We start from the raw sequence: 16,578 nt of genomic DNA, 5'->3' as shown, positions 1-16,578 counted from the left end.
GCCGCCCGGACGCGCCATCACCAACCCCGCGCCGGTGATCAGCGGCCAGAAGAACTCCCACACCGACACATCGAACCCCGCCGGAGTCTTCTGCAAGACCCGGTCCGAACCGTCCAACCGGTACCGGCCCTGCATCCACAGCAGACGATTCACGATCGCCCCGTGCGAGACCGCCACACCCTTCGGACGACCCATCGAACCCGACGTGTAAATCACATACGCCACGTCATCGGCACCCAACGACGTCACAGGAGCCGCTGCCGCACCATCCAACGGCAGGTCGTCCACCACCAACACGTCAGTGCCCTCGGGCACGACGTGACGGGTTTCGCCGGTGCAGACGATGACCGCCGGGCGGGCGTCGGCCAGCATGAACTCGATCCGCGCCGCCGGATACCCCGGATCCACCGGCACATACGCCGCCCCCGCCTTCACCACCCCCAGCAGCACCGCCTCCAACTCCACCGACCGGTCAACCACCACACCCACCAAGTCGCCCCGCCCCACGCCACGCGACACCAACTCCGCCGCGACACGGTCACTGGCCGCATCCAGCTCGGCATACGACCACCGCACACGCTCATCCGCCACCGCCAACGCACCCGGCGTACGCCCCACCTGCGCAGCGAACAACTCCACCAGCGTCGCCGACTCCACAGCGTGCACGGTGTCGTTCCACCCCGACACCACAACCTCACGCTCAGCGGAGTTGAGGATCTCCACCTGGTTCACGGGGACGGCCGGGTCGGCGGCCACCTGTTCGAGGACGCGCACGAGGCGGTCGGCCATCGCCGCGACGGTGTGCTCGTCGAACAGGTCGGTGGCGTATTGGATGACGCCGCCGATGCCGCTCGGGGTGCCGTCGTCGTCGCGGTGTTCGGCGAGCGTCACCGACAGGTCGAAGCGTGCCGCCTGGGTGCCCTCCTCGGGCGGGAGCGCTTCGAACGCCAATCCGGGCAGGGTGGTGCGCTCCTGCCAGCGGGGCAGGTTCTGCAGGGTGTATTCGACCTGGAACAGCGGGTGCCGGGACAGGGACCGGGCCGGGCTGAGGTCGTCCACCAGTCGTTCGAACGGGATGTCCTGGTGGGCGTAGGCGGCCAGGTCGGCGTCGCGGACGCGGGCGACCAGGTCAGCGAACGTCGGGTTGCCGCTGATGTCGGTGCGCAGCACCAGCGTGTTGACGAAGAATCCGGTGACGTCGTCGAGGGCGGCGTCGCCGCGGCCGGCGACGGCGGTGCCGAGCGGGATGTCGTCGCCCGCGCCGAGCCGGGACAGCAGCACCGCCAGGCCGGCCTGGACGACCATGAAGACGGTCGCGCCGCTGCGCTGGGCGATCCGCACGAGGCGGGCGTGCACGGCGGCGGGGACGTGCACCGGCACGGCCGCGCCGCGGAAGGTGGGCATCGACGGGCGGGGCCGGTCGGTCGGCAGCGCCAGTTCCTCGGGGAGCCCGGCGAGGGCCTCGCGCCAGTGGCGGAGCTGGGCGCTGATGGCGCTGTCGGGGTCGTCGAGGTCGCCGAGGACCTCGCGCTGCCAGATCGCGTAGTCGGCGTACTGGACGGGCGGCGGGGTCCAGGCCGGGGCGGTGCCCTGGCGCCGCGCGGTGTAGGCGGCGGCGAGGTCGCGCAGCAGGATGCCCATGGACCAGCCGTCGACGGCGATGTGGTGGGCGACGATGCTCAGCACGTGTTCGTCGTCGCCGACGGGCACCAGCCGGATCCGCCAGGGCAGGTCGCGGGAGACGTCGAAGCGGTGGACGGCCTCGGCGCGCAGCACGCCGCCGACGTCCTCGCCGGGGGCGTCGACGATGAGGCGGGGATGTGCGGCGGAGCCGGCGAGGATTTCCTGGCGGGGGGTGCCGTCCTGGTCGGGGTAGACGGTGCGGAGGGTCTCGTGCCGGTCGGCGACGTCGGCGAGGGCCGCTTGCAGGGCCGCGATGTCGAGTGCGCCGCGCAGCCGGACGGCCAGGGGCACGTTGTAGCCCGCGCCGGCGCCCGCCCTCTCCAGCCGGTTGAGGAACCACATGCGCTGCTGGCCGTACGACAGCGGGACCGCGTCGGGCCGGGGCCGGGGCGTGAGGGCGGGCCGGGCGGCGCCGCCGGTGGTGTCGGCGAGGCGGGCCACGTCGGCGGGGGTCGGGCCGGTGAACAGTTCGCCGATGCTGATCTCAACGCCGAGGACGGCGCGGACGCGGGCGAGCAGCCGCATGCCGAGCAGCGAGTCGCCGCCGAGGTCGAAGAAGGAGTCGTCGGCGCCGACCCGGTCCAGGCCGAGCAGTTCGGCGTACAGGCCGCACAGCAGTTCCTCGACGGGGGTGGCGGGGGCGCGTCCGCCGGTGAGGCCGCCGAAGTCGGGGGCGGGCAGGGCGCGCCGGTCGAGCTTGCCGTTGGCGGTCAGCGGCAGCGCGTCGAGGACGACGAACGCGGCCGGGACCATGTATTCGGGGAGGCGGGCGGCGGCCAGGTCGCGCAGCCGCGCGGCGAGGCCGCGGTCGTCGCCGGCGGACACGACGTAGGCGACCAGGCGTTTCTCGCCGGTGTCCTCGCGGACGACGACGGCGGCGCGGGCGACGTCGTCGCAGGCGGCCAGCAGCGCTTCGATCTCGCCGGGTTCGACCCGGTAGCCGCGGATCTTGACCTGTTCGTCGGCGCGGCCGGCGAACATCAGCCGGCCGTCCTGCCAGCGGGCGAGGTCGCCGGTCCGGTACATGCGGGTGCCCGGAGCGAACGGGCAGGCGGTGAACCGTTCGGCGGTGAGGGCGGGCCGGTCCAGGTAGCCGCGGGCCAGGCCGTCGCCCGCGACGTACAGTTCGCCGGTGACGCCGTCGGGCACGGGCTGGAGGAACTCGTCCAGGACGTAGACGCGGGTGTTGCCGCGGGGGCGGCCGATCGGCAGCACCGCGGGCGGGTCGGTGCGGACCTCGTGGGTGGTGGCGCACAGCGTCACCTCGGTCGGCCCGTACAGGTGCCGGAGGGTGACGTCCGGGCAAGCCGCCATGATCTTCGCGGCGGCGCCGGCCGGGACCACGTCGCCGCCGGTGAGGACCTCCTGTACGCCGGCGAGGGCGCCGGGGGCCTCCTCGGCGAGCACGCCGAACAGGCCGGCGGTGACGTGCACGGCGGTCAGGGCGTGGTCGCGGACGAACCGGGTGAGGGTCGCCGCGTCCACCTTGCCGGGCGGGGCCACGACGACGGCGCCGCCGTGGGCGAGCGGGACCCAGATTTCGAAGGTGGAGGCGTCGAAGGCGTGCGGGGCGTGCAGCAGGACGCGGCCGCGGGCGCCGGGGCCCCAGCACGGGTCGGTGGCGAGGGCGGCGACCGCGCCGTGGGTGGCGGTGACGCCCTTGGGTTCGCCGGTCGATCCGGACGTGTACATGACGTAGGCGAGGTCGGCCGGGGCGAGGGCGACGGCGGGCGGGGGCGCGTCGGACGGCAGGTCCTCGACGGTGACGGCCGTTCCGGCGGCGATGACCTGGTCGGCGACGAGCTGCCGGGCGAGGCCGGTGTCGGCGACGACCACGTCGAGGCCGGCGAGGACGCGGCGGGTGCGGGCGGCGGGCCAGGCCGGGTCCGCCGGCACGTAGGCGGCTCCGGCGCGCAGGATGCCGAGCAGGACGGCGATCAGGTCGGGTGAGCGTTCCATGGCGACGCCGACGAGGTCGCCGCGGCGGACGCCGCGTTCGGCCAGGCCGGCGGCGATGCGGGCGGCGTGCCGGTCCAGGTCTGCGTAGGTCCGGCAGCGGCCGGCACCGATGACGGCGGTCGCGTCCGGGGTGCGGGCGGTTTGCGCGGCGAGCAGGTGCACCAGGGTCGGCGCGGGCGTCTCGGCGGCGGTGTCGTTGCGTTCGGCGAGGAGGGCGTGCCGTTCCACCGGGTCGAGCACCTGGAGCCGGCTGATGTGCAGCGTGGGGTCGGCGGCGACCTGGTCGAGGACGCGGACGAGGCGGTCGGCGAGGGTGCGGGCGGTGGTTTCGTCGAACAGGTCGGCGGCGTAGAGGAGGCCGCCGCCCATGCCGGCGGGGGCGCCGGCGGCGTCGCGGTGCTCGACGAGGTTGACCGACAGGTCGAAGCGGGCGGCGTCGGCGCGGGATGCGGCCTGCCGGACGGTCAGGCCGGACTGCTCCCAGCCGCCGGTCTCGGCGTCGGGTTCCGGCATGCTCTGCACGCTCAGCGCGACCTGGAACAGGGGGTGCCGGGACAGCGACCGGGTCGGGCTGAGCTCGTCCACAAGGCGTTCGAACGGGACGTCCTGGTGGGCGTAGGCGGCCAGGTCGGTTTCGCGGACGCGGGCGACCAGGTCGGCGAACGTCGGGTCGCCGCGGACGTCGGTGCGCAGCACGAGGGTGTTGACGAAGAACCCGGCGAGGTCGTCGAGGGCGGCGTCGCCGCGGCCGGCGACGGCGGTGCCGAGCGGGATGTCGGTGCCCGCGCCGAGCCGGGCGAGCAGCGCGGCCAGCGACGCCTGCACGACCATGAACATGGTGGCGCGCCTGTGCTGGGCGAGCCGCACCAGGCGGGCGTGCGCCTCCGCCGGGACGTGCAGCGGCACCGACTCGCCAGCGAACGACGGGGCGGCGGGGCGGGGCCGGTCCGCCGGCAGCGCCAGCTCTTCGGGCAGCCCTTCCAGGGTCTTGCGCCAGTGGCCGAGCTGGGCGGTGATCGCACTGTCGGGGTCGTCGAGGTCGCCGAGGACCTCGCGCTGCCAGATCGCGTAGTCGGCGTACTGGACGGGCAGCGGCGCCCAGCCGGGTGCCTCGCCGCGCCTGCGGGCGGTGTAGGCGGTGCCGAGGTCGCGGGCGAGCACGCCCATCGACCAGCCGTCCACCGCGATGTGGTGGGCGACGACGAGCAGGAGGTGCTCGTCGGCGGCGATGCGCAGCAGCCGGACCCGCCAGGGCAGTTCGCGTTCGACGTCGAAGCCGCGGGCGGACTCCTCGCGCACCACGGCGTCGGCGTCGGCGGCGTCCACCGGGACGACGTCCACGGCGGGATGCGCGTCGAGGATGGCCTGGCGGGGCGCGCCGCCGGTTTCGGGGAAGACGGTGCGGAGGCTTTCGTGGCGGGCGGCGACGTCGGCGACGGCCGCCTGCAGCGCCTGGGTGTCGAGTTCACCGGACAGGCGCAGCACCATCGGCACGTTGTAGCCGGCGCCCTCGCCGGCCTTCTCCAGCCGGTTGAGGAACCACATGCGCTGCTGCCCGAACGACAGCGGCAGCGTGTCGGGGCGGGGACCGGCGGTCAGCGCCGGACGGACGTCCGCGCCGCCGAGGCCGTCGATGACGCGGGCCAGGGCCGCCACGGACGGCGCGGCGAACAGGTCCCGGATGCCGATCTCGGCCTCCAGGACGGCCCGCACCCGGGCGATCAGCCGCATCGCCAGCAGCGAGTCGCCGCCGAGGTCGAAGAAGGAGTCCTCGGCGCCCACCCGCGGCACGCCGAGCACCTCGGTGAACAGGCCGCACAGGACCTCTTCGGTGACGGTGGCGGGGCCGCGTCCCCCGCCGCCGCCGAGGTCGGGGGCGGGCAGTGCGGCGCGGTCGAGTTTGCCGTTGACGGTGAGCGGCAGCGCGTCCAGGAGCACCACGGCGGCCGGCACCATGTGCTCGGGCAGCCGCCGGGCGGCGAACTCGCGCAGCGCGGCGGCGTCGAGGGCGGCGCCGGCGGCGGGGACGGCGTAGGCGACGAGGCGGCGGTCGCCGGGGCGGTCCTCCCGGGCGACGACCGCGACCCGGTCGACGCCGTCGTGCCCGGCCAGGACGTGTTCGATCTCGCCGGGTTCGATGCGGAACCCGCGGATCTTGACCTGCTGGTCGGCGCGTCCGGCGAACGCCAGTTCGCCGTCGGTGGTCCAGTAGCCGAGGTCGCCGGTGCGGTACATGCGCTCGCCGGGGGCGAACGGGCAGGCGACGAACCGTTCCGCGGTCAGCCCGGGGCGGCGCAGGTAGCCGCGGGTCAGGCCGGCGCCCGCCAGGTACAGTTCGCCGGTGACGCCGGGCGGCACCGGCCGCAGGGAGCCGTCGAGGACGTAGACGCGGGTGTTGGCGACGGGCCGGCCGATCGCGGGCAGCCCGTCGGCCCAGCCGCGGCCGTGGCCCTGCGGGGGGATCGGCCCGGCGGTGGCGATGACGGTGGCCTCGGTGGGCCCGTAGGTGTTCCACAGGCGTTCGCCGCCGGTCCAGCGGTCGGCCAGGTCGGCGGGGAGCCGTTCGGCGCCCAGCACCAGGCGTTCCACGCCGCCGAGGTCGGCCGGGTCGAGCATGCCGAGCAGCGACGGGACGATGCTGGCGGCGGCGACGCCCCGCTGGTTCATCATGCGGGTGAGGGCCTGCGGTTCGGCGCGTTCTGCGGCGGTCGCGATCGCCAGGGTGGCGCCGGACGTCAGCGTGACCACGACGTCCAGGACGGAGGCGTCGAAACTGAAGGAGGCGAACTGAAGGACCGTCACGCCGGGCGCGGCGCCCAGCACGGAGCGTAACGCCACGGCCAGGTTCCGCAGGCCGCCGTGCTGGGCCATCACGCCCTTGGGCCGCCCGGTGGAGCCGGAGGTGTAGATGACGTAGGCCAGGCCCGCCGGGTGCGGCTGCACCGCGGGCGGTTCCGGGCGTTGCGCGGCGACGGCCGCGACCACGTCCGGGTCGTCGAGCGGCACCCGCCGGACACCCTCGGCGGTAACCCCCGCGCCCGTACCCGTCTCGGCGGTGGTGACCAGCAGGGACGCGCCGCTGTCGGCGAGCATGAACGCGAGCCGGTCCGCCGGGTACTGCGGGTCGAGCGGCACGTACGCCGCGCCCGCCTTCCACACGGCGAGCATCGCGACGATCAGGTCGGTGCCGCGCGGCAGGCACAGCCCGACGACGGTCTCGGCGCCGGCGCCGAGGCCGCGCAGGTATCCGGCCAGCCGGTTCGACCGCTCCTCCAGGTCGGCGTAGGTCAACGTCTCCTCCCCGCACAGCACGGCGGGTGTGTCGGGGGCGGCGTCGGCGCGGGCCCGGATGAGGGCGGGCACGGTGTCCGCGGGAACGGGGACGGCGGTGTCGTTCCAGGTGTCGAGGACGGCGTCGCGTTCGGCGGGGTCCAGCAGGTCGAGCCGGCCGAGCGGCAGGTCGGGATGGGCGGCGATCTGCCCGAGGATCCGCACCAGCCGGTCGGCGAGCGTCTGCACGTCCCGTTCGGCGAACACGTCGGTCCGGTAGCTGATGCGGAAGTCCAGGTCGTCGCCGGGGGCGACGGCGACGGTCAGCGGGTAGTGGGCGGCGTCCCGGCCGCCGGTCATGGCGAGCCGCAGCCCGCCGAGGTCGGGGGCGCGGCCCTCCCCGGCCGGGTAGCTCTCGAACGCCATGAGGGTGTCGAACCCGGCGCCGGGCCCGGCGGCCTTCCGGATCTCGGCCAGGCCCAGGTACTGGTGGTCGAGCAGCGCGGACTGCTGCTCCTGGAGCCGGGCGAGCATGTCGGCGACGGTCAGCGCCGGGTCGAGGCGCACCCGGACGGGGACGGTGTTGAGCAGCAGCCCCAGCATGCGTTCCACGCCGGGGATCTCGGCGGGGCGGCCCGCGACGGTCGCGCCGAACACCACCTCGTCGCGTCCGGTGAGGCCGCCCAGCAGGATCGCCCAGGCGGCCTGGGTGACGGTGTTGAGGGTCAGGCCGCGGCCGCGGGCCAGCTCGCGCAGCGTCCCGGTGAGGCGGCTGCCGGCGCGGGCGACGACGGTCTCGGGCAGCACCGGCACGCGGTTGCCCGCGGCGGGGGCGACCAGCGTCGGCTCGTCCACGCCCGCCAGCGCCGCGGCCCACGCTTCGCGCGCCCGGTCCTTGTCCTGGCGGGCCAGCCACGCCAGGTACTCGCGGTAGGGGGTGACGGGCGGCAGGCCGTCGGTGCGGCCGCCCGCGCCGTAGACCGCCCACAGCTCGCCCATCAGGATCGGCAGCGACCAGCCGTCCAGCACGATGTGGTGCAGGGTGATCACCAGCCGGTGCCGGTCGGGCCCCAGTTTCACCAGCAGCAGCCGGAACAGCGGCGGCGCGGACAGGTCGAACCGGCGCAGCCGCTCCTCGGTGACGAGCCGGTCCGCCTCCTCCATTCCGGCGCCGCTGTCGAGGTGGGACAGGTCGGCCTCGCGCCACGGCAGGGCGACGCCGCGCATCACGACCTGGACGAGCTGCTCGGCCCCGGCGGGGCGGCGGAACCCGACGCGCAGACCGGCGTGCCGGGCTAACAGCGCCTCCCACGAGCGGCGCAGCACGGCGACGTCCAGAGGACCCTCCAGGTCGACGACCTCCTGCCCGACGTACACGTCGAGGGCGTCGTCGTCGAAAAGGGCGTGGAAGAGCAGGCCCTCCTGCAGCGGAGACAGCGGCCAGACGTCCTCAACTCGCCTCTGCGTCACCATGCGCCCCCTTCAAGTTCGGATTCGAGCTCGTCGATCTGGCCCTGCGCCAGGCTCACCAGCGGGAAGTCGGACGGGGTGTGGCCGCCCGCGTCCGCGCGGTCGGCGTAGGCGGCCAGCCCCGTCAGCATCGCCGCCCACCCCGAGGCCAGAGCGGAGACCGCCGCTTCGGGCAGCAAGTCTTCGGGCCAGGCCACTGTCAAGGCAAGAGTCGGGCCCTCCGGCAGGTCGTGGACGACGCCGGAGACCTCCAGCACGTGCCCGGCGGCCATGCGGGGATCGGCGCCGCCGCCCAGCCCGGTGCGGCCGACGGGCTGCCACGGGCGGTCCGCGCCGTCGCCGTCGGCGGCCGCGGCGAACCGGCCCAGATAGTTGAACGCGATCTGCGGTGCGGGCAGCGCCGCGAGCTCGGCGGCGGTGTCGGGGTTGACGTACCGCAGCAGCCCGTAGCCGAGCCCGTCGGACGGCACGGCGCGCAGCTGCTCCTTGACGCGTTTGACCAGGCGGTCGACGGCGGGTCCACCGGCCCGCACCTCCGCCGGGTCCAGCGTGCCCGGGTCGACGCGGACGGGGTGGACGCTGGTGAACCAGCCGACCGTCCGCGACAGGTCGAGGGTGTCGCAGGTGCGTCCGTGGCCTTCGACGTCGATGAGCACGCCGCCGTCGGCGGGGCCGCCGCGGCCGCGCCGCCACTCGACGAGCGCGGCGGCCAGCGCGGCGAGCAGCACGTCGTCGACGCCCGCGTGGAACGCCGCGGGCACCCGCGTCAGCAGCGCCTCGGTGACGTCGGCGGGCACGCAGGCGTCCACCCGGCGCACCGTGCCCACCAGGTCGCGGGACGGGTCGAGGCGGCGGGCGCCCACCAGCGGGTCCGGGCCGTCCAGCATCGCCTTCCACACCGGCAGCTCGGCCGTGCGCTCGGCACTGGCGGCCTGCTCGGCGAGGTGCAGGGCCCACTGCCGGTAGGGGACGGGCACGGGCGAAAGGCCGGCGTCCGGCGTCTCGTAGGCGGCGGCCAGGTCCGGCAGCAGGATCCGCCAGGACACCCCGTCCACCACGAGGTGGTGGATCAGCCACAGCAGCAGGCCGTCGGTGTCCGGGCCCGCGTCGAACCACACCAGCCGGGTCATCACCCCGGCCTTCGGGTCCAGCCGCGCCGCCTCCCGGCGGGCCCGTTCGGCGACGACGCGTTCCAGGTCGCCGCCGGCCTGCACCCGGTCCAGCACGTCGGCGGCCGCAACGGGCCGCTCCGGGACGACCAGCCGCCGCTCGCCGGGCTCCAGCCGGGCGCTGAGCAGTTCGTGCCGGTCCAGCACGGCCTGCACCGCGCCGGTGAGCCGGGCGCGGTCGGCGCCGGCGGGCACCGACAGCAGCATCGACTGGTAGAACCCGCCCGTCAGGGCCGCCTCGCCCGACCGTTCCGCGGCCAGGTGGATCACCGGCGTCCACGGGACCGGGCCGGCCGCCGCGACACCGCCGCCGCCTTCGTCCTCGATCGGGACGGCCACCGCCGCCAGCCCCGCCGGGGTCTGGTGCTCGAACACCTGCCGCGCCGTGATCGCCAGCCCGGCGCGGCGCGCCCCCGCCACCACCAGCATCGACAGGATCGAGTCGCCGCCCAGGGTGAAGAAGCCGTCGTCCGCGCCGACCCGCTCCAGCCCGAGCACCTCGGCGAACAGCCGGCACAGCGTCTCCTCCACCGGGGTGGCGGGGGCGCGGCCACCGACCAGCCCGGCGAAGTCCGGGGCGGGCAGCGCGGCCCGGTCCAGCTTGCCGTTGGCGTTCAGCGGCAGCGCCTCCAGCTCGACGACCGCGCCCGGCACCATGTAGGGCGGCAGCCGGCGCGCCGCGAACTCCCGCAGCGCGGCCGTGTCGACCGCGGCGCCGGCGGCCGGGACGACGTAGGCGACGAGCCGGTCGTCCCGCGCCACCACCGCCACCTGGTCCACGGCGTCGTGCCCGGCCAGGGCGTGCTCGACCTCGCCGGGTTCGATCCGGTGGCCGCGGATCTTCACCTGTTCGTCGGCGCGGCCCGCGAACACCAGCAGCCCGTCGGGGCTCCACCGGGCGAGGTCGCCGGTCCGGTACATGCGCTCGCCGGGGGCGAACGGGCACGCCACGAACCGCCCGGCCGTCAGCCCCCGCCGGTTCAGGTAGCCGCGCGCCAGCCCCGCGCCCGCCACGTACACTTCGCCGGTCACCCCGGCGGGAACGGGCTGCAAGAACTCGTCCAGCACGAACACCCGGGTGTTGGCGATGGGCCGGCCGATCGACGGCACCCCGCCGACCCAGCCGGCGCCGTCGTCGGCGACGGGGCCGGTGGTGCAGATGACGGTGATCTCGGTCGGGCCGTAGGCGTTCCACAGCCGCTCGCCGCGGCCGAAGCGCCGCGCCAGCTCCTCCGGCATCCGCTCGGACCCCACGACCCAGCGGGCCACGCCGTCGAACCGGTCCGGGTCCAGCTCCCGCACCAGGGACGGGACGAGGCTCACCGCGCCGACGCCCCGCTCGTTCACCATCCGGGTCAGCAGCTCGGGGTCGGCCCGCTCCTCATCCGAGGCGATCACCAGGGTCGCGCCCGACGCCAGCGCCACCGCCACGTCCAGCACCGACGCGTCGAAACTGAACGACGCGAACTGCAGCATCGCCACGCCGGGCCGCACGCCCAGCACGGGACGGAACGCCTCCGCGAGGTTCACCACGCCGCCATGCCGGGCCAGCACCCCCTTCGGCCGCCCCGTCGTGCCCGAGGTGTAGATGACGTAGGCCAGGCCGTCCGGGCTCGGCCGCGTGCCGACGGGCTCCGCGGACCGGCCCGCGACCAGCTCGTCCAGCGACTCGATGACCAGGGCCGCGCCGCTGTCGGCGAGGATGAACTCCTGCCGGTCAGCGGGGTGCTCGGGGTCGAGCGGAACGTAGGCGGCGCCCGCCTTCCACACGCCGACCATGGCGACGACCGCGTCGATCCCGCGCGGCATGCGCAGGCCGACGACGGACTCGGCGCCGATCCCGGCGTCCAGCAGGTGGCGGGCGAGCCGGTTCGACCGCTCCTCCAGCCCGGCGTAGGTGAGGACGGCGTCGCCGCACCGCAGCGCGACCGCGTCGGGCGTCCGCTCCGCCCAACCGCTGATGATCCCCGGGAGTGTCGCCTCGGGGACGGGCCGCGCGGTGTCGTTCCAGTCGGTGAGCACGGCGCGCCGCTCGGCCTCGTCCAGCAGCTCGACGGCGGCCACGTCGATGTCCGGGTCGGCGGCGACCTGCTCCAGCACGCGGATCAGCCGTTCGGCGATCCCGCGGGCGGTGGCCTCGTCGAACAGGTCGGTCGCGTACAGCAGCCCGCCCTGCAGCCCGGCCGGGGCGCCGTCGGCGCCGCGGCTCTCGGTGAGGCTGACCGACAGATCGAACCGGGCCGCCTCGGTGTCGGGCCGCACCGGCCGCACGCTCACCCCGGGCAGCTCCCACCGGGCGGGCGGCAGGTTCTCGATCGACAGGATCACCTGGAACAGCGGGTGCCGCGACAGCGAACGGGACGGGCTGAGGTCGTCCACCAGCCGCTCGAACGGCACGTCCTGGTGGGCGAGGGCGGCCAGGTCGGTCTCCCGCACGCGCCGGACCAGTTCGGTGAACGTCGGGTTGCCGCCGACGTCGGTGCGCAGCACCAGCGTGTTCAGGAAGTACCCCACCAGGTCTTCCAGAGCCGCGTCGCCCCGCCCCGCCACGGTGGTGCCGATCGGGATGTCGGTGCCCGCGCCGAGCCGGGCGAGCAGCACGGCCAGCGCCGACTGCACCACCATGAACACCGTCGAGCCGGTGCGCCGGGCCAGCTCCGCCAGCCGGGCGTGCGCGGCCGCCGGAACCGCGAGGGGCACCACGGCTCCCCGGAACGACGAGACGGGCGGGCGGGGCCGGTCGGTCGGCAGCGCCAGCTCCTCGGGCAGCCCGGCGAGCGCGTCGCGCCAGTAGGCGAGTTGGGAGCTGATCGCGCTGCCGGGGTCGTCGAGCTCCCCGAGAACCTCCCGCTGCCAGATGGCGAAGTCGGCGTACTGGACCGGCAGCGGCGCCCAGTCCGGTTCCCGGCCTTCCAGCCGGGCGGCGTAGGCGATGCCCAGGTCGCGGGCCAGAACGCCCATCGACCAGCCGTCCACCGCGATGTGGTGGGCGGTCACCACGAGGATGAACTCCCGGTCGCCGAGCACGAGCAGGTCGGCCCGCCACGGCAGCTCGGCGGCGACGTCGAAGCCCCGCCCGGTCACCTCGGCGATCACCGCGGACGGGTCGTCCCCGGTGATGCGGGTGACGGTCAGCGGCGGATGCGCGGCCGGACCCATGAGGATCTTTTGCTGCGGCAGCGCCGCGGTCTCCGGGTAGACGGTGCGGAGGGTCTCGTGCCGGTCGGCCACGTCGTGCAGGGCCGCTTCCAGGACGTCCGGGTCCAGATCGCCGGAGAGCCGCAGCGCCAGGGGCACGTTGTAGGCGGCGCCGGAGCCTTCCTCTTCGAGGCGGTTGAGGAACCACATGCGCTGCTGCCCGTAGGACAGCGGCAGTATCTGCGGCCGGGGCCGGGGAGCCAACGCCGGCCGGGCCACGGCCGAGCTTTCCGTGACCGCCTTGGCGAGTCCGGCGACGGTGGGGTCGGTGAACAGGGTCCGGATGCCGATCTCGGTGTCGAACACCGCCCGCACGCGAGCGATGAGCCGCATCGCCAGCAGCGAATCACCGCCCAAGTCGAAGAACGAGTCTTCCGCTCCGACCCGCTCCAAACCGAGGATCTCGGCGAACAGACCGCACAGGATCTCCTCGGTCTGCGTGGCGGGGGCGCGGCTCACCGACCGGCCCGCCAAGTCGGGCGCGGGAAGGGCGGCCCGGTCGAGCTTGCCGTTGACGGTGAGGGGGAACTCCTCCAGCTCGACGAACGCGGAGGGAATCATGTACTCGGGCAGGCTCGCCGACAGATGCTCGCGGAGGACGGCGGCGTCCACTGCACCGTTGGACGGCACGACATACGACACCAGACGCTCGTCTCGGACCAGCACCACCGCACGGTCAACGCTCTCATGCTCGGCCAGGACGGCCTCGACCTCGCCCGGCTCCACCCGGAACCCACGAATCTTCACCTGCTCGTCGGCCCGGCCGACGAACTCCAACCGGCCATCACTCGTCCAGCAGGCCAGGTCGCCGGTGCGGTACATGCGCTCGCCGGGGGTGAACGGGCAGGCCACGAACCGCTCGGCGGTCAGTGCCGGGCGGTTGACGTAGCCGCGGGTGACCCCGGCGCCGGCGACGTAGAGTTCGCCGGTCACCCCGGCGGGAACGGGCTGCAGGAACTCGTCTAACACGAACACCTTGGTGTTGCCGATCGGACGCCCGATCGGCGGCGTGCCCGGACCGTCCACCACACCGACCGTCGCCATGACCGTCGTCTCGGTCGGCCCGTAGGTATTCCAGAGTCGATCGCCGCCTGCCCAGCGGGCCGCCAGGTCCGCCGACAGCCGTTCGGCGCCCAGCACCCACCGGCCCACACCTTCGACCTGCGCCGGATCGAGCACGCGCAACAGCGACGGCACGATGCTCGCCGCATCCACGCCCTGCTCGTTGAGCATCCGCGTCAACACCGCCGAGTCGGCACGCTCCTGCGGCGTGGCGATCACCAGCGTCGCACCCGACGACAACGTCACCGCGATGTCCAGCACAGAGGCGTCGAAGCTGAACGACGCAAACTGCAAAACCGCCTTACCCGGCGCCGCCCCCAGGACCGGCCGCAACGCCTCCACCAGGTTCACCATGCCGCCGTGATGGCCCATCACACCCTTGGGACGGCCCGTGGAACCGGAGGTGTAGATCACATACGCCAGGCTCGCCGAGTCCAGCCCGACCCCCAGCGGCTCGGAAGACTGCTCCGCGATCAACTCGTCCAACGAGTCGATGCGCAGGGACGCACCGCTGTCGGCGAGCATGAACTCCAGCCGGTCGACCGGATACTCCGGATCCAGCGGCACATAGGCGGCACCCGCCTTCCACACACCCACCACGGCAACGATCGCGTCCACACCACGCGGCAGGCTCAGCCCCACCACCGACTCACGCCCCACCCCGGCGCCCCGCAGATACCGGGCCAACCGGTTCGACCGCGCCTCCAACTCGGCATACGTCAAGGACACCTCACCACACCGCAACGCCACCGCATCCGGCGTGCGCCCGGCCCATGCGCGGATCTGCTCGGGGATCATGACGCCGGGAACGGACGTGCCGGTGTCGTTCCAGCTCCCCAGCAGAGTGAGGCGTTCGGTCTCGTCCAGAACATCGACCTGGCTCACGCGCAGTTCCGGATCGGCCGCGAGCTGTTCGAGGACGCGGACGAGGCGATCGGACAGAGCTTGTGCGGTCGTCTCGTCGAACAGGTCGGTCGCGTAGAGGATCTCTCCGCCGATACCCACGGGAACGCCGTCCTCGTCGCGGCGTTCCGCCAGGGTGATCGACAGGTCGAACCGGGCGGTCTCGGCCTCCTCGCCGGGCGGCATCGGCTCGACCTGGAGTCCCGGCAGCTCCCACCGTCCCTGCCGGTCGCCGGTGGCGCTCTGGAGGGTGAACATCACCTGGAACAGCGGGTGCCGGTCCAGCGATCGGGCGGGGCTGAGTTCGTCCACCAGCCGCTCGAACGGCAGTTCCTGATGCGCGTAGGCGGCCAGATCGGTTTCGCGGACGCGCGCCAGGAGCTCCAGGAACGACGGGTCGCCGCTCACGTCCGTGCGCAGCACCAGCGTGTTGACGAAGAACCCCGCCAGCCCGTCCAGCGCGGCGTCACCCCGGCCTGCGACAGGCGTGCCGAGCGGGATGTCGGTGCCCGCACCGAGCCGGGCCAGCAATGCCGCCAGCGCCGTCTGCACCACCATGAACACGGTCGCGCCGCCCCGCTGCGCCACCCGGACCAGGCCCGCGTGAGCGTCCGGTCCCAAGGTCACCGGTACGGATCGGCCCCGGAAGGAAGGCGTGGCGGGCCTCGGCCGGTCGGTCGGGAGCGTCAGTTCCTCAGGCAGATCACGCAAGGCCTCACGCCAGTAGCCGAGCTGACCGCTGATCACACTGTCCGGATCGTCCGGGTCGCCCAGTACCTCCCGCTGCCACAACGCGTAGTCGGCGTACTGGACCGGCAGCGGCGCCCAGCCTGGTTCCCGCCCCTCCCGGCGAGCCGCATACGCGACACCGAGATCACGGGCCAGTACGCCCAGCGACCAGCCGTCCACGGCGATGTGGTGCGCCACGATCTCCAGGACGTGTTCGTTCGGGCCCAGTTCGACCAGCCGGGCCCGCCAGGGCAGGTCCTCCCGGAGATCGAAACTGCGGTCAGCGTCCTCGTCGGGCCGGGCGGTCTCCAGCCGGGGATGGCCGGCGCGACCGGTCAGCACCCGCTGGTGCGGTTCCCCGTCGATCTCGGGGAAGATCGTGCGCAAGCTCTCGTGCCGGTCGGCGACGTCGGCCAGGGCCGCTTCCAGCGCGGGAACGTCCAGTTCGCCGGAAATCCGCAGCACTAACGGCAGGGTGTAGGCCGCGCCTTCGCCTGCTTCTTCCAAACGGTTGAGGAACCACATGCGCTGCTGCCCGTACGACAGCGGTACCACGTCCGGACGGCGCCGGGCCGTCAGCGGCGGACGGGCCCGGTCCGTGCCAGCGGTGACGGCCTTTGCGACGCCGGCGACCGTGGGTTCGGCGAACAACGTCTTGATCCCGACCTCGACCTCGAACACCGCCCGCAGGCGAGTGACGAGCCGCATGGCGAGGAGGGAGTCACCGCCGACTTCGAAGAAGGAGTCTTCAGCGCCCACCTGGTCCAGGCCGAGGACTTCGGCGAACAGGCCGCACAGCACCTCCTCGGTCGCGTTCGCCGGGGCACGCCCACCCGACCGGCCACCGAAATCCGGCGCGGGCAGGGCGGCGCGGTCCAGCTTGCCGTTCGGTGTGGTCGGCAACGCCTCCAACACCACGAACGCCGCCGGAACCATGTACTCCGGTAACCGCCCGGCCACATGCTTCCGCAGCGCTGCAGTATCGACCGAGCCGTCTGCCGGAACGACGTAGGCGACCAAGCGTTTCGTGCCGGGCTGGTCTTCGCGCACCACGACCGCGACCCGCCCCACCGAGGCGTGTGCGGCAACAGCCGCCTCGATCTCGCCCAGCTCGATCCGGAACCCCCGAATCTTC

Annotated in this window: 2 protein-coding genes; both read right to left on the bottom strand. The window is 74.1% G+C overall.

What is annotated here, in order from left to right; all coding sequences use genetic code 11:
* A partial coding sequence (locus QSK22_RS32580) for a non-ribosomal peptide synthetase (protein WP_285498341.1) occupies window positions 1–8,385 on the bottom strand: 8,385 nt, incomplete at its 3' end.
* Window positions 8,379–16,574: a non-ribosomal peptide synthetase gene (locus QSK22_RS32575; protein ID WP_285498342.1), complete on the bottom strand. Its 8,196-nt coding sequence runs from the start codon at window positions 16,572–16,574 to the stop codon at window positions 8,379–8,381. The genes QSK22_RS32575 and QSK22_RS32580, both read right to left, overlap by 7 nt.
* Between the last annotated feature and the right edge of the window lie 4 nt (window positions 16,575–16,578).

The organism is Actinomadura sp. NBRC 104425 (assembly GCF_030269545.1).
GTDB classification, from domain to species: Bacteria; Actinomycetota; Actinomycetes; order Streptosporangiales; family Streptosporangiaceae; genus Spirillospora; species Spirillospora keratinilytica.
This window is presented reverse-complemented; position numbering and strand designations above follow the sequence as displayed.